Below are 23,136 nucleotides of genomic sequence, written 5' to 3' on the forward strand. Positions count from 1 at the left end.
CCAGGAGGATGATGGATGATGCGACCTTTACAAAAAAAGATTATTGAAGCATTGAAGGTAAAACCAGAAATTGATCCAAAAGCTGAAATTAGAAATAGTGTTGATTTCTTAAAGGCATATTTAAAGAAAAATTCATTCTTAAAAACCCTTGTTCTAGGTATTTCTGGAGGACAAGATTCCACATTAGCTGGTAAACTTTCTCAAATGGCAATTAGTGAAATGCGAGCTGAAACTGGTAATGATGATTATCAATTTATTGCGGTGCGTTTACCATATGGCAAACAAGCTGATGAAAAGGATGCAATGGCAGCAATTAAATTTATGGAAGCTGACCAAACGATCCGAGTTGATATTAAGCCAATGGCCGATGCCGCGGTAGCAGCTGTGGAAGAAGAAGGCCCTAAAATTGATGACTTTAATAAGGGGAATATTAAGGCTCGTGAACGAATGGTAGCTCAATACGCAATTGCGGGTCAATCTGCAGGTGCTGTTGTTGGAACCGATCATGCAGCCGAAGCAGTGACTGGATTCTACACTAAATTTGGGGATGGAGCAGCTGATATCACACCTCTTTGGCGGTTGGATAAGCGACAAGGTAAAATGCTATTAAAACAGTTGGGCGCCCCTGAATATCTTTATGAAAAGGTGCCTACTGCTGATTTAGAAGATAACCGGCCAGCATTGCCTGATGAAGCGGCATTAGGTGTTCGCTACGATGATATCGATGATTATCTAGAAGGTCGCGATGTTAGTCAAAAAGCTGCAGAAACGATTGAAAACTGGTATATTAAGACAGAACACAAACGGGAATTACCCGTAAATATCTATTCCACATTCTGGAAATAAAAAGGAGTGCATTCATATGAAGGGCGCAAAAATGAGTAACTATGCACCAACTATTTCACAATTAATTACTGAAACTGATAAAACAGGTGAAAAGTTGGCTAAATACTACGAACCACTTAAGGAAGCTATCGATAAGGATAAGGATTTATCTGATATTGATCTAAAGGCAACCCGTGAACATTTCCAAAATGGAACAACTTTTTACAAGGAAACTTTGCGTAAGTTAAAGACATTAGGGGTACCGGCAAGGGTATTAGGTAAACATAAATTATTAGTTGGTGCTTATTCTGATTATGCCGATGCTTGTCAAGAAATGGTAGATAGCATCAATGTTGATGGTCACACCGTCGATAAGGGTGTATTTAAGGACTCTGAAGAAGCACAAAGTGATAGTGTGGCTAGAGTAGTTAAATATACGCAAAAGATTTTAATCGGCTAAAATAACTGATTTAAAAAAACGGGCTTGCACTGCACCCCAAAGTTTGTACAAAACTTTGGGGTGTTTTTTTGTGTCTAAATATAAAGTAGAAGATAAATTAAATGTAATTAACGCATACCTAAACGGTATGGGATCGCAAATGGTGGCTAGAAACTTTGGAGTTAAAAGTAGAAATACTGTTTTATGTTGGGTTAAGAGTTACAAAAAACATGGACTAAATGGTCTTAAAAAAAGAAAGAATATAATCGAATACTCTACCAAAGAGAAACAATATATATTAAACTGGATGAAAACGACTAAATCATCTTATCCAGAGGCAGCTTATCATTTTAATATTCCTTCTCCATCAACTATCTGGACTTGGGAAAAACGACTAGAGCAAAAAGGTATTGATGGTTTATTGTCCCGAAGGGAAAGAAAAGCCATGACAAAAAGGAAAACTAACAAAGCCGAATCAAACAATACTAATACCGATAAAGAAAAATTGAAGAAGATTGAAGAAGAAAATTTAATGTTGAGAATAGAGAATGACTTCTTAAAAAAATTGAGGGCCTTAGACGACGAAGAAGACCAGAAGTAATTATTAAAATAATCGACGAACTAAGGCTGAAATACCATACCACTAAAACATTAATACTAAAGGCATTAAGGATATCTAGAAGTACTTATTATTATATTAGATCAATCCAAAATAAGCCTGATAAGCACGCTGAAATCGCTAAAATTATCAAGGATATTAAAGATAAAAATAAATCCTACGGATATAGAAGAGTGTGTTTAGAATTAACTAATCGTGGATACCGTGTTAACCACAAACTAGTATTAAAGATAATGAAAAAGAATAATTTACTATCTTCATCATATTCAAGAAAAACACGTAAGTATAATTCCTATCGTGGTCAGGTTGGAAAACTTAAATCAAATCAATTAAATCGAAGATTTAATACTGACAGACCATATCAAAAGCTCTGTACTGATATCAGTGAATTCAGATATGGAAATTGTGATATTAATCATCGTATTTATCTTTCACCTATTATGGATTTATTTTCTGGTGAAATAATATCCTATAACATTAGCAGCCATCCAAATATGAACTGTGTTATGAAACCGTTGAAAGAAGTTATTCAATTAGTTAAGGATTTACCATACAGAACGACAATTCATAGTGATCAGGGAGCTCAGTATCAAAGTCATATCTGGCAAAAAGAGCTTAAGAAGAATAAGATATTTCAAAGTATGTCCCGTAAGGGGAATTGTATAGATAACTCACCTATGGAATCATTTTTCCATATTATGAAAGCTGAAATCATGGACTGTAATTATGACTTTAAAGAAGATTTAATGTCGTCAATGAAAATATGGATTGATTATTACAATAATCATCGTATTAAAACAAAACTAGGCGGAAAGTCACCGGTTCAATACCGGAAACTTTCCGCCTAGGAAAAACAATATAATAATGTACAACTTTTGGGGTGCACATCAGCTTGCCCGTTTTTTTATTTCGGGGATGATAATAAATCGCGTATTTTAATATACTAACTAATAAGGGAGATTTTATTATTGTCCAATCAAGAATTACAACAATTATGCGAGCAAATTTCATTAGAATCATTTGCCCGTCCGTTTAAACATCAAATTTATTTTAATCCACGTCTAAAAACAACTGGTGGTCGCTATTATTTAAAGAGTCATAATATCGACATTAATCCACGAATGGTTAATTCAGCAGATCAAAAACTATTGATCGGCATTATTAAGCATGAATTATGCCATTATCATTTACACTTAGCTGGCTTTAGTGGTCAACATCGAACCCATGAATTTAAACAGCTATTGGCGGCCGTTGGTGGATTAAGATATGCGCCTAAGTTAGACCAACCTAAATATCAATATGAATGTGAGCGGTGTCATCAAATTTATGCTCGTAAACGATTGGTAAATACCAGTAAATATGTTTGCGGGAAATGTCGTGGTAGGTTAAAATTAATTTCAAAATTAAAATAAAGGAGCGATATTTACCTTGGGTAAGATTATTATTCGGGTTCCAGCAACGGTTTCTAATTTAGGACCGGGAATCGATTCATTAGCGTTAGCGTTACATCTCTATTACACCGTAATTGTTGAAGAAAAAACTGACTACTGGCGGGTAAATCATGCCCTAGGGGAAGATATTCCTCATGACGAAAATAATTTAATCGTTCAGACGATTTTACGGTTAGACCCTAAAATTCATCCCCATCAACTAACGGTTATGTCTGACATTCCGGTTGAACATGGATTAGGCTCAAGTACTACTGCTGTGATTGTGGGCATTAAGATTGCCAATGCACTCGGTGATTTAAATTTATCAGTACAGGAACAAATTAAAATTGGTAATCAAATTGAAGAACATCCTGAAAACGTTGCTGCAGCGTTTTTAGGTGACCTAGCTATTACAACCGTTGATGAAGATGACTTGAAAGTGGTTAAGGGTCAAATGCCAGATCTATCAGCATTAATGTTTATTATGCCGCATGGTAAGCAGGGGAAAAATGAATTACCAGTTAAGTTGACTAGTGATATGGCGCTAAAAGATAGTAATGATGCTAATGTATTAATTGCTGCATTGTTAACTAATAATTGGCCGCTAGCGTCCACGTTGATTGAAGGCGAATACTTTGGCCAGCAAACGATGAAACGTGATGAAGATAATTTACGGTTAATTCGTGATGCTGCTCATAAGTTAGGAATTTACGGTACCTTCATTAGTGGAAGTGGACCCGTAATCGTTTCATTAGGTGCAAAAGATCAGTTACTAAAGTTACGGGATCAATTACGTGCCGATGAACGATTAATGGGTAAGATTAAAGTAATGGATTTGGATCGCGAAGGGGCAACCGTTCGTGGTGAATAGTACAAAAACCCTTGCTTAATTCGTGAATATTTGATATATTAATATATGTTAATTTTCACATGCGGCCATGGCGGAATTGGCAGACGCGCAAGATTAAGGATCTTGTCGGGAGTTATCCCGGTGGAGGTTCGAGTCCTCTTGGCCGCATCGATTAAAAAGACGAAATGATTACTCATTTCGTCTTTTTTTGTGATTCTTTTTAGTTGCTAAAAAAGTGACACGGTGTTACCATTACGTTTGTAAAATATAACGTAATAAATACTAAGGAGTGGTTTTTAAATGACTGATAAGATCAGAACTGCTGAAGGTCAACCTTGGGCTGACAATAATCATTCACAAACTGCAGGTAACCGTGGTCCGGTTTTAATGCAAGATTACCAATTACTAGAAAAATTAGCACACTTTAACCGTGAACGGATCCCAGAACGGGTGGTTCATGCTAAGGGTGCTGGTGCTAAGGGTGTATTCAAGCTTACCCATGATATGAGCAAGTACACGAAGGCAGATTTATTTACTGGTGAACCCGGTAAGGAAACGCCAATGATTATCAGATTTTCGCAAGTTGCTGGTGAATCTGGTTATCCTGATACGGAACGGGATGTCCGCGGGTTTGCAATGAAGTTTTATACCAATGATGGGAACTATGATATTGTTGGAAACAATACACCAGTGTTCTTCGTTAACGATCCACTTAAATTCCCTGATTTTATCCATTCACAAAAACGTGAACCAGATACCCACTTAAGAAGTCAAGATATGCAATGGGATTTCTGGGCTCATTCACCTGAATCAGTGCATCAAGTAACTTATTTGATGGGCGATCGTGGAAATCCAGCTAGTTATCGTGAAATGAACGGTTACGGTAGTCACACTTACAAGTGGGTTAATGCCAAGGGTGAAGTTTATTGGGTTAAATACCACTTTATTAGTGAACAAGGGGTCAAGAACATGTCTAATGAAACGGCTGCTAAAACAGCTTCAAAAGACACTGATTTCTTACTTCACGACTTATATGATGCTATCGACCAAGGAAACTATCCAAAGTGGAAAGTAATGGTTCAAATTATTCCTTATGAAGAAGGCCTTAATTACAAGAAGGATATCTTTGATGTAACCAAGGTTGTTAACCATGCTGATTATCCATTACAAGAAGTTGGTGAATTTACATTAAATGAAAATCCAACTAACTACTTTGACGATGTTGAAGAAGCTGCATTTTCACCTGCGAACTTAGTTCCTGGAATTGAAGCTTCTCCAGATAAGTTATTACAAGGCCGGCTCTTTGCATATAAGGATGCCGAACGTTACCGGCTAGGTGCTAATTATGAACAACTACCAATCAACCGTCCTAAGAATGGGAAACCAAAGAACTATGAACGTGATGGCTTTATGGCGCAAGGGCAAGATAATGCTGTGAACTACGAACCAAATGGTGAAGGTGGCCCAGTAGAAGATCCACACGCTAATATCAAGCCATTTAAGGTTGAAGGTAATGCGGATACCTATAAGACTTACGATGTTGATTTCTATTCTGATGCTGGTGCTTTATACCGCGTAATGACTCCAGATGAACAAGCTCGCTTAATTGAAACGATTAAGGGGACCCTAGGTTCAGTTAAGAGTCACGAAAATAAGGTATTAGAAACGCGTCAATTCTACAATGCTGATCACGAATATGGTCAACGTGTTGCAGAGGCATTAGGCTTAGATATGGATGAAATTAAAGGTTAATTTTAATCTCGGCTAATAATTGCTTAGTTTTAAGGACTGATTTTGTATTATTCAAAATCAGTCCTTTTTGTGTTTTAAGCAAAGCAAAGCCACGTAATCGTTAGTAATTATCTAATGATTACGTGGCTTTTAATTGATAATCGCAAAAAATAAAAACTCGCCAGTAGTTAGATGCATCTAACCATTAGCGAGTTGATTTATTAATAACTAGTTCCGTTATAAGTGCCGGTTCCAGTGGTATCAGTACCAGTTCCAGTCGTATCAGAACCAGTAGTATCAGTTGAACCATCAGTTCCACTACCGTTATCATCAGTAGTGCTTTGGGTTGCTGATATGCTGCTGAGCGTACTTAAGTTTAAGTTTTTACGGATATAATTAGAAACTCGAAGTAGCTCTGATTCAGGAGCCACTTGGTAATCAATGCCATCAATCGTAGCATCTTCACCTTGTAGCGTATCTGATTTAATGTGGTGAGTGGCATCCCCATATCTAGAACGCATTGAAATCATATCATTGAACGTGATGTCAGTTTTTAGATTACCATCAAGGGATGAAAGAATTTCTTTATAACGAGGCAGCGAAGTAATCTTCATTGCTTTTAAGACTAACTTTTGAAGCACTTCACGTTGCCGTTTTTGTCGACCATAATCACCAGTTGGATCTTCGTGACGCATCCGGGAGTAATCTAGGGCTTGCTTACCATTTAAGGTTACCTTTTGACCCTTCACTACGTTGGCATTACCGTACTTAAACGTAAGTGGGGGATTCACTTCCACTCCACCAACTGCATCAACCATTTTTTCTAGTCCACCCATATTAACAATGGCATAGAAATCAATTGGTACGTTCAATAGGTTTTGGACCGTTTGAACGGCAGATGATGCACCACCAATGGTATAGGCAGCATTAATCTTTTCATACGGTTGCGAATCACCAGGAACCGTTACCTTGGTATCCCGAGGAATACTAGTGATGGAAATATTTTCCTTCTTAGGATTGACCGTTACGACCATCATGGTATCAGTTCGACCAGTATCATCACGGCCTAAAGCTCCAGTATCAGTTCCTAACAAGAGGACCGAAAACGGTTTATCTTGATTAATGACTGAGGATACGTTTCTTAGCTTGTGGGTATCACCAGCTTGAAATGTTTTATCGAATGTTTTTTCAGCACTATTATAAGCGTTGTATAAGTAAATTAATCCGGCCGTTAATAGAATAAGTACAATTATAATGAACGTCCATAGCTTTTTATGACTACGTTTCTTAAAATGGGTACTACCATTACGACTTGAAGAATTAGATTGATCATTTGGTTTTTTCATATTTTTAATTACCCCATTATTTTATAGTCTTTTTAACTCGATTTTAAAACAATATGATTGCATTATAAAAAAAATTAAGCTAAATCACAACTTTACTGTTACATATTTAACACCAATTTAATATTTAAACTAGCTAGAAGCAAGCTGAAATTAATAATAAGTGTGCTATAATTCAAAAAAGAAGGTTAATTTAAATGGGGTGGAATGAATGGAAGTTTTTGAGAATAGTATTTCTGGAATCGTCGTCATTTTACTAATGATTTTATTAGGGTATTTTTTAGCACGACGACAGTGGTTCAACGAGCAATCTGCTAAATTGGTGGCGAAAATCGTCACTCAAGTGGCACTGCCCGCATATATGATTAGTACCATTACTAGTAAGTTCACTGCTAAAACGCTGTTACATACTTTACCGGATCTAAGATTTCCGGTAATCTCAATGTTAATATTATTTGCTTTGTCCGTAGCCGTTGCCCGGGCTTTGCGAATTGCTAAGTACCACCGGGGCTTATTTGAATCGATGTTTTTTAACTCGAACACGGTCTTTGTGGGGTTGCCAGTTAATTTAGCACTATTTGGGAGCCGGAGTTTACCATATGTGTTAGTTTATTACATGGCAAATACGACATTCTTTTGGACCCTTGGGGTGTATTTGATTCAACGGGATGGGGATGCTGATAGTAAGTTTAGTTTGAAACAAACTGCGCAAAAGGTATTTTCACCACCATTGTTAGGGTTTATTATTGCCGTGATCTTAGTGTTGTTAGATGTTAAGCAGGTTAAATTGATTGCCCCAGTCTTAACGCCCGTTTTAAAGAGTTGTGACTATGTAGGTGGATTAACGATTCCGTTATCAATGATGTTTATTGGAATTGCCGTGGCGAAGGTTAAGTTAAGTCAGTTTAGATTTGATCGTTTGAACTGGGGGATTTTATTAGGCCGCTTTATTTTAGCACCACTATTAATGACGTTATTGGTAACGTTTACTGATATGCCGATTTTAATGAAACAAGTTTTTATTTTGCAATCTGCAATGCCGGTAATGACTAATGCACCGGTTGTTTCCAAACTATACAATGCTGATTCTGAATATGCATCTGTGATGGTTACTGAGACAACGCTACTTAGTTTAGTGATCATTCCAATTTTAATGACGTTAGTTCAAAATTTTAGATAAGGAAGCGAAATTTAGATTTGCGAAAAACAATTGTTTATATTTTGATTTCAACTTTTATGTTCAGTCTAATGGAAATTGCTTTGAAAAGTGTTGGCAATGCATTTTCGCCGATTCAACTGAATTTAATTCGATTTTTCATTGGGGGGATCGTATTATTACCAATTGTATTGCATCGGAACCGCAAGCAAGCAATTTCATTTAAACCCAGTGGATTGTGGATTTTTGCTTTAACCGGCTTTTTGGTGATTATTGTTAGTATGACGTTATATCAACTAGCAATCGAACATGATGAGGCAGCTACTGTGGCCGTTTTATTTAGTTGTAATCCAGTGTTCTCACTAATTTTTGCGTACTTAATATTAAGGGAACGTATTGGTCGTATGAATTTGATTTCCATGCTATTATCATTAGCAGGATTAATAATTATTGTGAACCCAACTAAACTAACGAATCCATTAGGAATTTCCCTAGCAATTGGATCGGCGGTAACGTTTGGGCTTTACAGTATTGTTTCTAGATGGGCCTCAGTGGTAAGTGGCTTTGATGGGTTGTCAATGACTTGTTATTCGTTTATTTCCGGGGCCATTGAATTATTAGCATTAGTCTTAATCTCTAAAATTCCAGCGGTTGCCAACGCGTTGGTTGCTACTGGTTGGGGTAAGACATTTGCTAATGTTCCTATTTTGCAAAATGTTAACTTGCATTACTTCTGGATCCTATTCTTTATCAGTGTCTGTGTCACTGGTGGCGGATTTGCATTTTACTTCTTGGCAATGGATCTAGGCGGAGTTTCTATGGCTTCCCTGGTTTTCTTCATTAAACCAGGGCTAGCTCCAATCCTAGCACTCTTGATTTTGCATGAACAGTTAACGATTAATACCATCATTGGAATCATAGTAATTTTAATTAGTTCCGTAATTACGTTTATGGGGAATCGAACTAAAACGGATGAATCAGAAATGAAAAATGCCGTTAAGTAATTGACGCTAGAAAGGGGCAGTACATTTAAATGGTAACTTTGACAATTATGCGGCATGGTGAAAGTTTAGCCAATGCTAATCATATCTTTACGGGTTGGAATGATGTTCCATTGACCCAAAAGGGAATTGAACAAGCCCATGCAGCTGGCCAAAAAATCGAACGAACTGGAATTCAGTTCACGGATGTTCACACCTCTTTTTTAATTCGAGCTATTGATACGACCAATATTGTGTTGGATGAGATTAACCAAGCTTTTATTGATGAACATAAAAGCTGGCGTTTAAATGAGCGGCACTATGGTAATTTACGCGGTCAAAATAAGTTATTGGTTAAACAACGCGTTGGAGCGGAAAAGTTTATGCAATGGCGACGGAGTTTTGATGCGGTACCACCGTTACTGACTCATCGTGATCATGATATTCGCTATGATCGCTTAGGGGTGTTAGAACCACTTGGTGAAAGCTTACGAATGGCTTATAATCGAATCTTACCATATTGGGAGGACATGATTGCGCCGCGACTATTAGATGGGCATAACCAATTGGTGGTTGCACATGGTAGTACGCTTCGAGCAATGATTAAGTACTTAGAGCGAATCGATGATCAAGATATCGATAAAGTAGAAGTGCCTAATGGTGCTCCTATCCAGTACCAATTAAACGATCAATTAACCATTGTTGATAAAATGACATTGTAAACAAAAAAAGCAGATCCGTTTCGGATCTGCTTTTAATTTATTTAATTAGAACTTAGCTAATGTTCCCATTGGATCCCATGGATCTAATACGATTGGTTCTTTAGCTTGAGCTTTCTTTAAGTCAGCTGAAAGGTACTTCTTGTTGATAACCACTTGGTAAACATATTTTCTAAACCAAGATTCACTCATTACGAAGTAACCATCAGTTCCAACTTTCTTACCCCAACTATTTTCAACTTTCCACTTCGTTGGTTTGCCATCAACTAGATCAACTCCAGTGATAACCATTGCGTGGTCCATTAAACTTTCACCGTAGTCTAGTTGTTCAGCTTTAGTTAAGGTTAAATCAGTATCGAATAATTCAGCACGGGAGTAAAGCTTATCGTCCATGATTCCCTTTTGACGATCTGAACTTTGACCAACATCACTACCGAACCAAACAGTTTCACCATTCTTAAGTTGTTTGATTGCTAATTTTTCGAAATCGTCAATCGATAGGTTTAAATGCTTAACTTGGCGACCACCAACTACATTTCCTAACATGTCAACCGTGTAAGTCTTCTTGTATGGCTTATCATCAGTTGGTGAGTTAATGATTGAAACATAGTCTTCAAGGTCTAATTGAATGTATTTTTCGTAGAACTTCTTAGGTGTTAAGCCTTTTTCAATGTGATAGTTGTTGTCCTTATCACGGTATTCAAAGTCGAATTTCTTAACTGGTTCGCCAAGGGCGTAAACTAACATCCGATAGATTTCATTTAACATCTTGTCCTTGCTAGCAGCAATTTTCTTATCTGAGGCACCATCATTAACTAAGTTTCTTAAGATAAGTGCATCTCTTCTAAGTTTTAAGTTCAAAACGCTGTTTAAATCAGCGGAATTGTTACTGTTGTGAGTTTCAGACATTGCTGATTGTGGCACAACGCCATACTTTTCAACCAATGCACATAGCATGTCCCATTGACCACCATCTTGTTGGGGACCTGCTAATAAAAATGCAACTCTTCTGGAAGTTAACTTTTTATTTGCGGTTCTAAGGATGTTTTCTAAGAAGAAGTTAGATTTTTCGAACTTATCCCAGAAGTTGATGTAGTTTTGGGATAATTCAAAATTACCCTTAAGATTAAATTCGTTAGCAACTTTGTGACGAAGGGTATTAAGGGCAGCAAATGTCCAACAACGACCACTTCGTTTTTGATCAGCGACGTCACCAGTTTCTAGTTCAATTGAAAAAACGGGATGATTAGCATCGACTGAACTGTAATTAGCACTAATGGCGTTAACCCCTTCATGAGCAACGGCACGGCCAATTACTTTAGCGTCTTTACGACTATCTAAATCAGATTGGTAACTTTTGATATCATCAAATTTGATTTCTTTACTCAATTAAATCCACTCCTTATCTTATACAAACGATTAACCATATTGTACAACAATCAAAAGCGAAATAAAAAGCAAAACCACCAGGGCTTTGCTTTTTATTAATGATTATCGTGCTTTAATGACTTCAGTTCCGTTAGCATGGCCGACAATAATTGTATTGACAATGTCTAAGAATAATCCATGCTCCACAACTCCGGTCATGTCCTTTAGATTTTTAGCTAGTTTGTGAGGGTCCCCAATTTTACCAAGGCCTAAGTCGATAATGTAGTTTTTGGAATGGGTCAAGATGAATCGGTCGCCATCCATTCTAAACTTAGGATTGTAACCACGTTTTTTAAACTTTTTAAATAGTTGTTGGCTTCCATATGGAATCACTTCAACTGGGAGGGGGAATGAACCGAGTTGTTTAGTCAACTTAGATTCATCGACAATCCAAATGTTCTTTCTTGAATTGATTGCAACGATTTTTTCACGAAGGTGTGCAATGCCGCCACCCTTAATTCCTTGATAGTGTTCATCGATTTGATCGGCACCATCAATCGTTAAGTCAATGTGATCTACCTGATCAATATCCTTAATCGTAATGCCCAATTCCTTAGCACGCTTAGCGGTCCGATTAGAAGTTGGGACACCAACAATATTTAGGTTTTCAGTTTGAACTCGTTTGCCTAATGCTTCAACTAAGTGCTTCACCGTTGAACCAGTACCTAATCCAACCGTCATGCCATCTTGAATATAATTTACAGCTTCTCTACCAACTATTTGTTTTAATTCGTCTTGGTTCATTCCGTCTGCCCCTCTAGAAATTAATAAGTGTACTGTGATTAAATTGAATTAATCAGTTAGATGATTAAAATCTACGCGTTCGTCTATTACTAATAATTGTCTCAAAAATTGACAAAATAAGCAATTCTAGTTTTGATATTTATGTTAAATATTGAAAAGTTTTAGCAAAATCTAATGATTAAAAATATTTTAGCGTAAATATATTTAGAATCAGAACTGATTAATAGTATAATTCTAATATTAATTAAATTAAGGACGTGAAATTTATGAACCGCGGATTCAAAATTGTTTCAAAATATAAGGATCATAATTTAAGTTTGCCGATGCGAGCAACGGAACAGGCTGCTGGCTACGACTTTGCTAGTGCTGACGACATTGTTTTACCATCAATTTGGAAGCTTAATTTTTTAAAGGTATTGTGGGCGCTTAAACATCAACAAAAAGCAAGTGAAGCTGACATGCAAGCAGCTCAGAAAGTCCTTAAACCATACTTAATTCCAACTGGAATTAAAGCATACATGCAACCAAATGAAGTGTTGATCATTGCTAATCGTTCTAGTAATCCGCTCAAACGTGGCCTTTATTTGCCAAACGGCATCGGAGTCATTGATGCTGACTACTATGATAATGATAGTAACGAAGGCGAGATTTTCGTTCAAATGATCAACTTTGGCCTAACTGACCGGACAATTAAAAAGGGTGATCGAATCGCCCAAGGGATATTCATGCCATTCTTGATTGCTGATGGGGATGAATTAAATCCAACTAATAAACGGACTGGTGGGTTTGGCTCTTCTGGAAAATAGGAGGGAATTAAATGGCTAGAATTAAAACCCAATACGTTTGTGAGAACTGTGGTTATATTTCACCTCGTTTTTTAGGGCGTTGTCCTAATTGTGGAAAGTGGAATACTTTAATGGAAGAAACGGTTAAGCCGCAGTCTACAACTGCCACTACGACCAAAATATCACCTAGTCGCACGAACGAGAACGGTAGTGCAACTAAGCCAGAACAAATTAATAAAATTAAGTCTCACACTGAAATGCGAGTTAAGACCGACTCTGAAGAATTTAATCGTGTCTTAGGGGGCGGAATTGTCCCCGGGTCACTAATTTTAATTGGTGGGGATCCTGGAATTGGGAAATCAACGTTATTACTCCAGATTTCAGGCGAATTAAGTTCTGATCACCATAAAATTTTATATGTATCTGGTGAAGAAAGTGCGAACCAAATCAAACTTCGGGCTGATCGATTGGACGTTGCTAGTGATGAGCTATATATTTATCCGGAAACTGACATGGATTCGATTCGACATGCAATTGAAGAATTACACCCCGATGCAGTAGTGATCGATTCAGTCCAAACGGTCGAAGAGCCTAGTATTCAATCTGCAATTGGTTCAGTTGCCCAGGTTAGAGGCATTACCTCCGATTTAATGAACATTGCTAAGTCAAAGGGCATTACGGTCTTTGTTGTTGGCCATGTTACTAAGGGAGGAACTTTAGCTGGACCTAAGACGCTTGAACACATGGTAGACACTGTTTTATACTTCGAAGGAGATATGCATCATTCGTATCGACTATTACGAGCAGTAAAAAACCGTTTTGGTTCCACGAATGAATTAGGCGTGTTTGAGATGCGTGAAGGGGGCTTGAAAGAAGTCCGCAATCCATCTGAAATCTTCCTAGAGGAGCGTTTGCGTGATGCTACGGGATCATCGATCGTAGTTTCGATGGAAGGAACGCGACCAATCCTAGTTGAAATTCAGGCATTGATTACCCCATCGATATTTGGGAATGCCCAACGGACCGCTTCAGGACTAGATCGCAATCGGGTGTCGTTGATTATGGCCGTCTTAGAAAAACGGGCTGGTCTAATGTTGCAAAATCAAGATGCTTATTTAAAAGCAGCCGGTGGTGTTAAACTAAATGAACCGGCAATTGATTTAGCAATGGCTGTCAGTATTGCTTCTAGTTATAAGGACCAAGGAACTGATTCAGCTGAGTGTTATATTGGTGAAATTGGATTGACCGGTGAAATTAGACGGGTCACTAGAATTGAACAACGGGTGGCCGAAGCCCAAAAACTAGGATTCAAGCGGGTATTAGTGCCTAAAAATAACCTAAGTGGTTGGACGCCACCAGCTGGAATTGAGGTCATTGGGGTTGCTACATTACGTGATGCGTTGAATAAGGCCTTGATAAATTAAGACCACAGACCCGTCAAAGTAAGTGGAAATATGTTATAATAATAACGATTTTAGTAAAAGAGGGGAATAGAATTGGCTAAGAATTCGATTCGAGTTAGATACGCTCCAAGTCCAACAGGACATTTGCACATTGGAAATGCCAGAACGGCAATTTTTAATTACCTTTTTGCACGTCATAATAAAGGTAAGTTTATTATCAGAATTGAAGATACTGATACGAAACGGAATGTGGCTGATGGTGAAATCAGTCAATTAGATAATTTAAAGTGGTTAGGATTAGACTGGGATGAAGGTCCTGATAAGCCAGGTGACTTTGGTCCATACCGTCAATCCGAACGGCGGTCAATTTACGAACCACTAATTCAAAAGTTACTTGATGAAGGTAAGGCTTATGAATCTTACCGGACTGAAGAAGAACTAGCGGCCGATCGTGAAGAACAAAAGGCTCGTGGGGTAATGCCTCACTATGAAGATGAATTCGCTGGAATGACTGAAGACGAAAAGCAACAAGCAATTGCTGATGCAAAGGCAAAGGGCTTAAAGCCAGTTATTCGTTTCCGGGTTCCAAAGAACCACGACTACAATTGGGATGATATGGTTAAAGGACCATTATCATTTAACTCTGACAGTGTTGGTGGGGATTTTGTTATCGCTAAACGTGACGGAATGCCTACTTACAACTTTGCCGTTGTAGTTGATGACCATTTGATGGAAATTAGTCATGTCTTTAGAGGAGATGACCATGTTTCTAACACACCAAAACAATTAATGATTTATGATGCATTCGGTTGGGATGCACCTAAGTTTGGGCACATGAGTTTGATTACGAGTGCTGATTCCGGTAAGAAGTTAAGTAAGCGGGATGAATCAATCATCCAATTTATCGAACAATACCGTGACTTAGGATACTTACCTGATGCAATGTTTAACTTCATTACGCTATTAGGTTGGTCACCAGTGGGTGAAGATGAAATCTTCTCCAAGCGCGAATTTATTAAGATGTATGATTACAAGCGGTTAAGTAAGTCACCTGCTAAGTTTGATAATAAGAAGCTTGAATGGATTAACAACCAATACGTTAAATCTAGTGATGAAGACGTCGTAATGGATCTTGCATTACGTCAATTGATTGCTAAGGGCAATATTCCTACTAACCCAGATGCTAAGACGGTTGAATGGGCGCGGAAGTTAATCAACGTATACAAGCAACAAATGAGTTACATGGCTCAAATCAACGAAATGGCAGATGTATTCTTCCACGAACCAGAACAAGTGACTGGTGATGCATTAGAAGAAATTAGTAATGATACCGCACCAGTAGTATTAAAAGAATTTGCTAAACGGGCGAAGGAACTTCAAATCTTTGATAAGGTTGAAATTCTAAAGACCATTAAAGCAGTTCAAAAAGATACTAAGATTAAAGGGCGTAAGTTATGGATGCCAATTAGAATTGCGGTAACGCATGAAATGAGTGGTCCAGAACTACCAGAATCAATTGAATTAATTGGTCGTGAAAAGGCGCTTGAACACATTGAACAAACACTAAAGCAAATCGATTAATTAAATGGGGTTTCCTTAAAGATAACTATATCGTTAAGGAAACCTCTTTTATTGTAAATTAATGCTATATTTATGCTAAAATGAAACTAACTATTAACTGAGATTGGGGTGTAGGATGTGCTAAAAATTTACAATACGTTGACTCAAAAAAAGGAAACCTTTGAACCAATTCATCCAGGGGTAGTGAATATGTACGTCTGTGGGCCGACTGTCTATAACTACATCCATATTGGAAACGCAAGAAGTGTGGTCGCATTTGATACGGTACGACGTTATTTTGAATACTGCGGATATCGGGTTAACTATGTATCTAATTTTACCGATGTTGATGATAAAATGATCAACGTAGCCAAGCAAGAAAATACTACGGTACCAGCATTAGCTGATAAATTTATTGCAGCCTTTAAAGAAGATACGAAGGCGTTAAATGTGGAACCAGCTACAACAAATCCACGGGCAACTGACAATATTCCAGAAATTATTGATTTTGTTAGTGACTTGATTGATAAGGGATATGCATACGTCGTCGATGGCAATGTTTATTACCGGGCTCGTAAGTTTGATACGTATGGACTATTAGCTCATGAAAGCATTGATGATTTAGAAGCAGGGGCTAGTCAACACGTTAACCCTGCTGAATTAGCTCAAAAAGAAGATCCAATTGACTTTGCCCTTTGGAAGAAACAAAAGGGTGATGAGATTGCATGGGATTCCCCATGGGGAAAGGGTCGTCCAGGTTGGCATATCGAATGTTCAGTAATGTCGACTAAATACCTAGGTGATACGATTGATATTCATGGTGGTGGAATTGATTTAGAGTTTCCACACCATGAAAATGAACGGGCCCAAAGTCAAGCTAAGACTGGGAAGCGCTTCGTTAATTATTGGATGCACAATGGGTTTGTAACGGTCGGGGATGATAATGAAAAAATGAGCAAGTCACTTGGTAACTTCGTGACGGTTCATGATTTGATCAAGACCACTGATCCAGAAGCAGTTCGGTTCTTGATGTCAACGACTCAATACCGGCGCCCAATTAGTTATAATCCAACTAACTTACAATCTGCTGCTGCTAATTTAAAGAAACTTAAGTTGGCATATCACAACTTAAGTTACCGGCTAAAAGATGCTGATGAATATAATGATCCAAAAGTAGATCAAGAAGTGCGGCAAATCCAAGCTGATTTCCAAGATGCGATGGATGATGACTTTAACGTTCAAAATGGAATCGATAAAGTCTATGAATTAGCTAAGTTAGGCAATGTGTATGCAGAACGGCCAACTGTGTTCAAGGACACTGTTGCATTGATCTTAAAGAAGTTAGCAGATCTATCTAAAATCTTTGGAATTCAATACGAAGTGGAACACCTAGATGATCAAAAGGTCGAAGCCTTGATTACAGAACGGAACCAAGCACGTAAAAATCACGACTTTGAACGCAGTGATGAAATTCGTGATGAATTAAAGGCACAGGGAATCGTGTTAGAAGATACGCCACAAGGAACACGATTTAGAAGGGAATCATAATGACAGAAAGTAACGTTGATTATAACCAACTCAATGGAGTGGTATTGGCATATCTAGGGGATGCTGTATACGAAGTCTATATTCGCAAGCATCTATTGACCCTAGGGATTACTAAGCCCAATCGGCTTCAAAAAGTAGCTACTAAATACGTGTCCGCAAAGGCTCAGGCTGCTTTGATCGATTTAATGGAAACGGATGCCATTTTATCTGATGACGAACAAGCTGTCTTTAAACGGGGCCGGAATGCTAAGAGTTATACCCATGCGAAAAATACGAATGTTGTAACTTATCGCATTTCAACTGGGTTTGAAGCATTAATGGGTTACTTATCACTAAGTAATCAATTAGATCGGCTTAACTTTTTAGCGAGCTGGTGTATTGAACAAGTCGATAATGGGAGAATTAGTTATGAAAAATAATGACGATTTTGTGATGGGGCGGCACCCAGCTGTAGCTGCTTTAAGAAGCAAACAAGAAATTAATAAAGTCTTTTTACAAGATGGCATTAAAAAAAACGAACCAGTTGTGAGTGAAATTATTAAACTAGCTAAGGCGCGGCACTTAATCATCTCAATGGTGCCAAAGCAAAAGTTAGATTTACTATCTGATCATCAAAATCATCAAGGTGTAATGTTAGCCATTGCTGCTTATAAATACGCAACAATTGATGATTTATTTGCGAAAGCTGAAGAAAATGGCACGGCCCCATTCTTTATGATTCTAGATAGTATTGAAGATCCACATAACCTGGGATCCATCATGCGTACTGCTGATGCTGCTGGTGTTAGTGGCATTATTATTCCAAAACACCGGGCAGTTGGGTTAACTTCAACAGTTGCTAAGACTTCTGCCGGTGCAATTGAACGGGTTCCAGTTACGCGGGTAACTAACTTGGTTCAAACCGTTAAGGAATTAAAAGACCGCAATGTATGGATTTTTGGAACTGATATGAATGGATCAGACTATCGAAAATGGAATGGCAATGGAGCGGTAGCATTAGTAATTGGAAACGAAGGTAAGGGAATTTCACCACTATTAAAGAAACAAGTTGATGAAATGCTTACGATTCCAATGGTGGGTGAAGTCCAAAGTTTAAATGCTAGTGTTGCTGCTGGGTTACTCATGTATCAATGCTTTAACTCTAGAAATCCGTTGGCCTAGTAATGGAGCTGATTGATAATGAAAGAACAGTTATTATTAGTTGATGCTTATAATGTAATTGGGAGTTGGCCAGAATTAAACCAATTAAAACTGGACAATCGGATGGCAGAAGCCCGGGATGAACTTTTACGGATTCTATCTGAATATCAGAAATATCGAAAAATTAATATGGTAATAATCTTTGATGCAATGTATGTTCCTGGGTTAGCTAAAAAGGATAAACATTATAATTTAGACGTTGTCTGGACTGGTAAAGATGAGACTGCCGATAGTTACATTGAAGCATTGGCCCGGAAAAAACAATCACGATTTACCCAGGTCATAGTTGTTACTAGCGATCAGGCTGAACAATGGACGGTGTTTTCAGCCGGGGCGTTACGACTGTCGTCGCGTGATTTATTGAGAGATGTCAAACGGGCTAAAAAGGAAATTCATCGTCATGTGCATAGTTATAAAAACCTAGGTAGTGGCCGTACGTCCCCATTTTCTAATCAACAATTAGATGAATTAGCTAAACTCCGTGATCATTTATCGGACCAATAAGTTAGTTCGAAGGATTATTAATAAATTAATAAATATAAATTGGTATAATGCTAAAGAATAAACGTTCGCTTGTTGCTATGATACTTTCCTGCTAAATTTGTTTTAAAAGGAGCTGATCTCATGGCAACAAGTCATAGTCCAATCATAGTTAAAGAGACTAAATTAATTCGTGAAATTCAGTCTGGCAATGAAGATGCGATTGGCACATTATTTAAAAAGTATATTCCAGTTGTAAACCGAATTTGGAATCAATACTTTATCAACGGAATGGATAAAGAAGATTGGCATCAAGAATCAATGATTGTATTGGTTAAAATTGTTAAAAACTACGATTGCGACCGTGGCGTAAGCTTTGGTAGCTTCTATCGACAGGCGTTAAAAAACCGCTTTTTTGATTTAATTCGGCGGAAAAATGCTAAGAAGCGCTTACCAGATAAAATCGTTAGTTCTTTTGATGCCTATGAGAATTATTATTCTGAAACGGTCGTGGACATGAAATCATTTTGTCCAGAACGTCGAATGCTAGTAAATGAACAAGTTGAAAGCTTTTTAGATCGTCTTTCAATGTTTGAAACCCTGGTTTTATTGCAAATGCTTAGAGAAACTGGGTTGAAGGATTTAATTGAAAAGGAAAAATATTCCAAGGCTAAGATCATTAATGCAGTTGAACGGTGTCGGCGTAAATTCAATGCTTACCAGAATGAAATGAATGGCTGAGTAAGTTTGACTAGTTAGTGGTATCATGCTAATATTGGAATGATTACGTAGGGGGTCATACCTATGTCACAAAACAAATTAGTATTAGCCTGTTCAGTTTGTGGTGCTCGCAACTATGTTGTAAAGGGTAATGCATCCAGAACAGAACGATTAACCGTTAATAAATTTTGTAAGCATTGCGGAAAATATACGTTGCATCGAGAGACACGTTAGTAGGAGGATCTTATGCGATTAGGAAAATTTTTAAAGAGCGTCGGCCAAGAAATGAAAATCGTGGTCTGGCCTAATGCCAAACAAACGAGAGAAGATACTTCCACTGTTTTGGGAGTTTCAGTATTATTTGCAATCTTCTTTGCGGTTGTTGATAGCTTAGTTCAATTACTATTAAAATTGCTATAAAATGAAAAACCTACCTCGTGTGAGGTTTTTTTATTTTGGAATTTTTTGAACGCCTTCGATTGATTAATTTATATGATATAATATTCTTTATAATTGCAGTATTAAACAAACAAAGGAGCAATCTGGAATGGTAGAATCAGCTGAAAAGCAATGGTATGTACTTCATACTTACTCTGGTTATGAAAACCGTGTTAAAGCAAACATCGAGTCACGTAAGGAATCAATGGGAATGTCTAACTTCATTTTTAGAGTCGTAGTTCCTGAACAAGAAGAACACGAAGTTAAAAATGGGAAAGACCAATTTAAGATGGATAAGACTTTCCCTGGATATGTATTAATTCAAATGGTAATGACTGATGAATCATGGTACGTTGTTCGTAATACACCTGGTGTTACTGGTTTTATCGGTTCTCATGGACAAGGTAGTAAACCAACTCCATTGCTTCCTGAAGAAGTGGAATTAATCTTAAGTCGCCTAGATCAAACTCCAGAAGTAAAAGAAATTGATGCTAAAGTGGGCGATACAGTCACTATTATTGATGGTGCTTTCTCTGGTCTATCTGGTAAGATAATTGAGATTGATAATGAAAAAGCTAAGTTAAAAGTGGATATTGATATGTTCGGGCGTGAAACTAGTGCCGAACTAGATTTCAAACAAGTTAAACCAATTGAATAAAAATTTGAATCAATAAATTTTTTATGTTATATTTATTGTTGTATGTTTTTTGCATATAGGAAAGTGGGAGGAGAAATTCTGATCTCCATTTACCACACACGGACTTAAGGAGGTATGTCTCGTGGCTAAAAAAGTAGCTAATGTAGTTAAATTACAAATTCCTGCGGGAAAAGCAACACCCGCTCCTCCAGTTGGACCTGCTTTAGGTCAAGCTGGAATTAACATCATGGGATTCACTAAGGAATTCAATGCTCGTACTGCTGATCAAGCTGGTATGATTATCCCAGTTGTTATTACTGTTTTCGATGATCGTTCATTCGAATTCATCACTAAGACACCACCAGCTGCAGTCTTATTAAAGAAAGCTGCTGGAATTCAAAAAGGTTCTGGTGAACCTAACACTAACAAGGTAGCGGAAGTTACTAAGGATCAAGTGAAGGAAATCGCCGAAACTAAAATGAAAGATCTTAACGCAGCTGATGTAGAAGCCGCAATGCGTATGGTCGAAGGTACTGCACGCAGTATGGGGATCACTGTTAAGTAATTTCATTCATACTGTGGGTAGGCCCCGATGCTCTAATTTTGATTAGGGTATCAAGTGGGAGGTTTATCCGTTATAACCACAATTGCAAGGAGGAAAATACACATGGCTCGTAATAGAGGTAAAAAATACCAAGATGCACTTAAGCAAGTAGACCGTGAAAAGGCTTACTCCGTTGAAGATGCAATTAACTTGGTTAAAAAAATTGATTTCGCAAACTTTGACGCAAGTGTTGAAGTTGCATTTAACTTAAACGTTGATACTAAGCAAGCAGACCAACAATTGCGTGGTGCTACTGTGCTACCTAATGGTAGTGGTAAGGACCAAACTGTTGTTGTATTTGCTAAGGGTGACAAGGCTGCTGCTGCTAAAGAAGCCGGTGCTGACTTTGTTGGAGATGCTGATTTAGCTGAAAAAATCCAAGATGGTTGGTTAGACTTTGATGTAGCAATTGCTACTCCTGACATGATGGCTCAAGTTGGTCGTCTTGGTCGGGTACTTGGACCTAAAGGTTTAATGCCAAACCCTAAGACTGGTACTGTTACTATGGACGTTGCTAAGGCTGTTAATGATGCCAAAGCTGGTCAAGTAACTTACCGTACTGACCGTGACGGAAACGTTGCTGTTCTTATCGGTAAGGTATCATTCGATGCTGATAAATTAGTTGGTAACTTAGAAGCAATTCAAAATATTATTGCTAAGGCCCGTCCAGCTTCTGTACGTGGTACTTACATCAAGAATATTTCTGTTTCTTCAACTTTTGGACCTGGTGTTAAGGTTGACGTTGAATCATTCTAATTTATTGATTTAGGATCAAATAAAAAATCCCAATATTGACGTGTGATTATCCTTATGGTATAGTTACTCTGTTATATAAATCTACCTAAGACTCAGGTGGCATCTGCCTTAAAATCCTGCCGAGGAATTAATTTCACGAAATTAAATTCTTTCTCTATGTCTGGGTAGGCATGGGGATTTTTTATTAAAATCCCAAAAATTTTGGGAGGTGAAAATGGATGCGTAAAGATGTTTTAGCTGCTAAGGAAGAACAAGTTGAAAACTTTACTAAGAAGTTACAAGACGCTAACACTGCGATTGTTGTTAACTACCGTGGATTAGACGTTGCTGATGTTACTGACTTACGTAAACAATTACGTGATGCCGACGTTTCATTTAACGTTATTAAAAATAACGTAATTAGTCGTGCTGCTGAAAAAGCTGGTTATGAAGATTTAAAGGATGTCTTTTCAGGACCTACTGCAGTTGCCTTCTCTAACGAAGACCCAATTGCACCTGCAAAGATTTTGAAGAACTTTGCTGACAATAACGATGCTCTTGTTATCAAGGGTGGAATGATTGAAAAGAAAGTTGCTTCATTAGATGAAATTAACGAATTTGCTTCATTACCAAGTCGTGATGAATTACTTGCTACTCTTGCTAACGTATTGCAAGCTCCTATTCGGAACGTTGCTTACGGTGTTAAGGCAATTGCAGACGGTAAGGACGACGATAGTGCCGCTTAAAAATTAAAATTTATCC

At 37.7% G+C, this 23,136-nt stretch carries 27 protein-coding genes, 1 tRNA gene and 1 other annotated feature; of the genes, 25 read left to right on the forward strand and 3 right to left on the reverse strand.

Annotation, left to right across the window (positions count from 1 at the left end):
- The first annotated feature begins 18 nt into the window (after positions 1 to 18).
- From nadE to R4146_RS03320, 8 genes are all read left to right on the forward strand, one after another.
- Positions 19 to 846 carry an NAD(+) synthase gene (nadE, locus tag R4146_RS03285; protein WP_339960647.1) on the forward strand — a complete coding sequence of 276 codons (828 nt, stop codon included), beginning with the start codon at positions 19 to 21 and terminating at the stop codon, positions 844 to 846.
- A 16-nt stretch (positions 847 to 862) separates the two neighbouring features.
- A complete protein-coding gene (locus R4146_RS03290) occupies positions 863 to 1,285 on the forward strand; it encodes a hypothetical protein (protein WP_339960013.1) in 423 nt (140 codons plus the stop codon).
- 70 nt (positions 1,286 to 1,355) lie between these two features.
- A complete protein-coding gene (locus R4146_RS03295) occupies positions 1,356 to 1,865 on the forward strand; it encodes a helix-turn-helix domain-containing protein (RefSeq protein WP_339959675.1) in 510 nt (169 codons plus the stop codon).
- An 11-nt stretch (positions 1,866 to 1,876) separates the two neighbouring features.
- Entirely contained in the window at positions 1,877 to 2,731 is an 855-nt protein-coding gene (locus tag R4146_RS03300; RefSeq protein ID WP_339960627.1) for an IS3 family transposase, read from the forward strand.
- Positions 2,732 to 2,851: 120 nt separating this feature from the next.
- Complete coding sequence (locus R4146_RS03305) at positions 2,852 to 3,295, forward strand: SprT family protein (protein WP_339960014.1); 444 nt, start codon at positions 2,852 to 2,854, stop codon at positions 3,293 to 3,295.
- Between the two features lie 16 nt (positions 3,296 to 3,311).
- Positions 3,312 to 4,184, forward strand: a complete 873-nt coding sequence (locus R4146_RS03310) for a homoserine kinase (protein ID WP_339960015.1) — start codon at positions 3,312 to 3,314, stop codon at positions 4,182 to 4,184.
- Between the two features lie 61 nt (positions 4,185 to 4,245).
- A tRNA-Leu gene (locus R4146_RS03315) sits at positions 4,246 to 4,331 on the forward strand.
- Between the two features lie 132 nt (positions 4,332 to 4,463).
- On the forward strand, positions 4,464 to 5,915 hold the full coding sequence (locus tag R4146_RS03320) for a catalase (RefSeq protein ID WP_339960016.1): 1,452 nt from the start codon (positions 4,464 to 4,466) through the stop codon (positions 5,913 to 5,915).
- Between the two features lie 200 nt (positions 5,916 to 6,115).
- On the opposite strand, the gene R4146_RS03325 is transcribed toward R4146_RS03320, so the two are convergent.
- Positions 6,116 to 7,240 (reverse strand): LCP family glycopolymer transferase, encoded by a 1,125-nt coding sequence (locus R4146_RS03325; RefSeq protein ID WP_339960017.1) that lies wholly within the window; start codon positions 7,238 to 7,240, stop codon positions 6,116 to 6,118.
- Between the two features lie 208 nt (positions 7,241 to 7,448).
- On the opposite strand from R4146_RS03325, the gene R4146_RS03330 reads away from it, so the two are divergent.
- The 3 genes from R4146_RS03330 to R4146_RS03340 are packed head-to-tail and all read left to right on the forward strand — an operon-like array spanning position 7,449 to position 10,095.
- A complete protein-coding gene (locus R4146_RS03330; RefSeq protein WP_339960018.1) occupies positions 7,449 to 8,417 on the forward strand; it encodes an AEC family transporter in 969 nt (322 codons plus the stop codon).
- 17 nt (positions 8,418 to 8,434) lie between these two features.
- Positions 8,435 to 9,397 carry a DMT family transporter gene (locus R4146_RS03335; protein WP_339960019.1) on the forward strand — a complete coding sequence of 321 codons (963 nt, stop codon included), beginning with the start codon at positions 8,435 to 8,437 and terminating at the stop codon, positions 9,395 to 9,397.
- 29 nt (positions 9,398 to 9,426) lie between these two features.
- On the forward strand, positions 9,427 to 10,095 hold the full coding sequence (locus R4146_RS03340; RefSeq protein ID WP_339960020.1) for a 2,3-bisphosphoglycerate-dependent phosphoglycerate mutase: 669 nt from the start codon (positions 9,427 to 9,429) through the stop codon (positions 10,093 to 10,095).
- A gap of 45 nt (positions 10,096 to 10,140) precedes the next feature.
- Here the strand turns inward: R4146_RS03340 and R4146_RS03345 are convergent, their stop codons facing one another.
- Together R4146_RS03345 and rpiA are read right to left on the reverse strand one after the other, a co-directional pair.
- Entirely contained in the window at positions 10,141 to 11,481 is a 1,341-nt protein-coding gene (locus tag R4146_RS03345) for a C1 family peptidase (protein ID WP_339960021.1), read from the reverse strand.
- Positions 11,482 to 11,583: 102 nt separating this feature from the next.
- A complete protein-coding gene (gene rpiA, locus R4146_RS03350; protein ID WP_339960022.1) occupies positions 11,584 to 12,264 on the reverse strand; it encodes a ribose-5-phosphate isomerase RpiA in 681 nt (226 codons plus the stop codon).
- Between the two features lie 266 nt (positions 12,265 to 12,530).
- On the opposite strand from rpiA, the gene R4146_RS03355 reads away from it, so the two are divergent.
- The 14 genes from R4146_RS03355 (at position 12,531) to rplJ (ending at position 23,120) form a co-directional block, all read left to right on the forward strand.
- Complete coding sequence (locus R4146_RS03355; protein ID WP_339960023.1) at positions 12,531 to 13,070, forward strand: dCTP deaminase/dUTPase family protein; 540 nt, start codon at positions 12,531 to 12,533, stop codon at positions 13,068 to 13,070.
- A gap of 11 nt (positions 13,071 to 13,081) precedes the next feature.
- Entirely contained in the window at positions 13,082 to 14,473 is a 1,392-nt protein-coding gene (radA, locus tag R4146_RS03360; protein WP_339960024.1) for a DNA repair protein RadA, read from the forward strand.
- A gap of 72 nt (positions 14,474 to 14,545) precedes the next feature.
- The gene (gltX, locus tag R4146_RS03365) at positions 14,546 to 16,033 is read left to right on the forward strand and encodes a glutamate--tRNA ligase (protein ID WP_339960025.1); all 1,488 of its coding nucleotides are present in this window, start codon (positions 14,546 to 14,548) and stop codon (positions 16,031 to 16,033) included.
- 117 nt (positions 16,034 to 16,150) lie between these two features.
- A complete protein-coding gene (gene cysS / locus R4146_RS03370; protein WP_339960026.1) occupies positions 16,151 to 17,560 on the forward strand; it encodes a cysteine--tRNA ligase in 1,410 nt (469 codons plus the stop codon).
- A complete protein-coding gene (locus tag R4146_RS03375) occupies positions 17,560 to 17,979 on the forward strand; it encodes a Mini-ribonuclease 3 (RefSeq protein WP_339960027.1) in 420 nt (139 codons plus the stop codon). The genes cysS and R4146_RS03375 overlap by 1 nt, the downstream gene beginning before the upstream one ends.
- Positions 17,969 to 18,721, forward strand: a complete 753-nt coding sequence (rlmB, locus tag R4146_RS03380) for a 23S rRNA (guanosine(2251)-2'-O)-methyltransferase RlmB (protein ID WP_339960028.1) — start codon at positions 17,969 to 17,971, stop codon at positions 18,719 to 18,721. The genes R4146_RS03375 and rlmB overlap by 11 nt, the downstream gene beginning before the upstream one ends.
- Before the next feature lie 18 nt (positions 18,722 to 18,739).
- Complete coding sequence (locus R4146_RS03385) at positions 18,740 to 19,264, forward strand: NYN domain-containing protein (RefSeq protein ID WP_339960029.1); 525 nt, start codon at positions 18,740 to 18,742, stop codon at positions 19,262 to 19,264.
- Between the two features lie 120 nt (positions 19,265 to 19,384).
- Complete coding sequence (locus tag R4146_RS03390) at positions 19,385 to 19,981, forward strand: sigma-70 family RNA polymerase sigma factor (protein WP_339960030.1); 597 nt, start codon at positions 19,385 to 19,387, stop codon at positions 19,979 to 19,981.
- Positions 19,982 to 20,044: 63 nt separating this feature from the next.
- Positions 20,045 to 20,194 (forward strand): 50S ribosomal protein L33, encoded by a 150-nt coding sequence (rpmG, locus tag R4146_RS03395; protein ID WP_339960031.1) that lies wholly within the window; start codon positions 20,045 to 20,047, stop codon positions 20,192 to 20,194.
- Between the two features lie 12 nt (positions 20,195 to 20,206).
- Positions 20,207 to 20,380: a preprotein translocase subunit SecE gene (gene secE / locus R4146_RS03400; RefSeq protein ID WP_339960032.1), complete on the forward strand. Its 174-nt coding sequence runs from the start codon at positions 20,207 to 20,209 to the stop codon at positions 20,378 to 20,380.
- A gap of 127 nt (positions 20,381 to 20,507) precedes the next feature.
- Complete coding sequence (nusG, locus tag R4146_RS03405) at positions 20,508 to 21,056, forward strand: transcription termination/antitermination protein NusG (RefSeq protein WP_339960033.1); 549 nt, start codon at positions 20,508 to 20,510, stop codon at positions 21,054 to 21,056.
- 121 nt (positions 21,057 to 21,177) lie between these two features.
- Complete coding sequence (gene rplK, locus R4146_RS03410) at positions 21,178 to 21,600, forward strand: 50S ribosomal protein L11 (RefSeq protein ID WP_339960034.1); 423 nt, start codon at positions 21,178 to 21,180, stop codon at positions 21,598 to 21,600.
- Between the two features lie 102 nt (positions 21,601 to 21,702).
- Entirely contained in the window at positions 21,703 to 22,395 is a 693-nt protein-coding gene (gene rplA / locus R4146_RS03415) for a 50S ribosomal protein L1 (protein ID WP_339960035.1), read from the forward strand.
- A 66-nt stretch (positions 22,396 to 22,461) separates the two neighbouring features.
- Positions 22,462 to 22,587, forward strand: a sequence feature (ribosomal protein L10 leader region).
- 26 nt (positions 22,588 to 22,613) lie between these two features.
- Positions 22,614 to 23,120, forward strand: a complete 507-nt coding sequence (rplJ, locus tag R4146_RS03420; RefSeq protein WP_339960036.1) for a 50S ribosomal protein L10 — start codon at positions 22,614 to 22,616, stop codon at positions 23,118 to 23,120.
- The last annotated feature ends 16 nt before the right edge of the window (positions 23,121 to 23,136 follow it).

Source organism: Nicoliella lavandulae (assembly GCF_037546185.1).
Classification (GTDB): domain Bacteria; phylum Bacillota; class Bacilli; order Lactobacillales; family Lactobacillaceae; genus Nicoliella; species Nicoliella lavandulae.

Coding starts and splice junctions, on each gene's coding strand:
- nadE (WP_339960647.1), top strand. CDS start 19: ATGCGACCTTTACAAAAAAAGATTATTGAAGCATTGAAGGTAAAACCA.
- R4146_RS03290 (WP_339960013.1), top strand. CDS start 863: ATGAAGGGCGCAAAAATGAGTAACTATGCACCAACTATTTCACAATTA.
- R4146_RS03320 (WP_339960016.1), top strand. CDS start 4,464: ATGACTGATAAGATCAGAACTGCTGAAGGTCAACCTTGGGCTGACAAT.
- R4146_RS03325 (WP_339960017.1), bottom strand. CDS start 7,240: ATGAAAAAACCAAATGATCAATCTAATTCTTCAAGTCGTAATGGTAGT.
- R4146_RS03330 (WP_339960018.1), top strand. CDS start 7,449: ATGGAAGTTTTTGAGAATAGTATTTCTGGAATCGTCGTCATTTTACTA.
- R4146_RS03340 (WP_339960020.1), top strand. CDS start 9,427: ATGGTAACTTTGACAATTATGCGGCATGGTGAAAGTTTAGCCAATGCT.
- rpiA (WP_339960022.1), bottom strand. CDS start 12,264: ATGAACCAAGACGAATTAAAACAAATAGTTGGTAGAGAAGCTGTAAAT.
- R4146_RS03355 (WP_339960023.1), top strand. CDS start 12,531: ATGAACCGCGGATTCAAAATTGTTTCAAAATATAAGGATCATAATTTA.
- radA (WP_339960024.1), top strand. CDS start 13,082: ATGGCTAGAATTAAAACCCAATACGTTTGTGAGAACTGTGGTTATATT.
- R4146_RS03375 (WP_339960027.1), top strand. CDS start 17,560: ATGACAGAAAGTAACGTTGATTATAACCAACTCAATGGAGTGGTATTG.
- rlmB (WP_339960028.1), top strand. CDS start 17,969: ATGAAAAATAATGACGATTTTGTGATGGGGCGGCACCCAGCTGTAGCT.
- R4146_RS03385 (WP_339960029.1), top strand. CDS start 18,740: ATGAAAGAACAGTTATTATTAGTTGATGCTTATAATGTAATTGGGAGT.
- R4146_RS03390 (WP_339960030.1), top strand. CDS start 19,385: ATGGCAACAAGTCATAGTCCAATCATAGTTAAAGAGACTAAATTAATT.
- rpmG (WP_339960031.1), top strand. CDS start 20,045: ATGTCACAAAACAAATTAGTATTAGCCTGTTCAGTTTGTGGTGCTCGC.
- secE (WP_339960032.1), top strand. CDS start 20,207: ATGCGATTAGGAAAATTTTTAAAGAGCGTCGGCCAAGAAATGAAAATC.
- nusG (WP_339960033.1), top strand. CDS start 20,508: ATGGTAGAATCAGCTGAAAAGCAATGGTATGTACTTCATACTTACTCT.
- rplA (WP_339960035.1), top strand. CDS start 21,703: ATGGCTCGTAATAGAGGTAAAAAATACCAAGATGCACTTAAGCAAGTA.
- rplJ (WP_339960036.1), top strand. CDS start 22,614: ATGCGTAAAGATGTTTTAGCTGCTAAGGAAGAACAAGTTGAAAACTTT.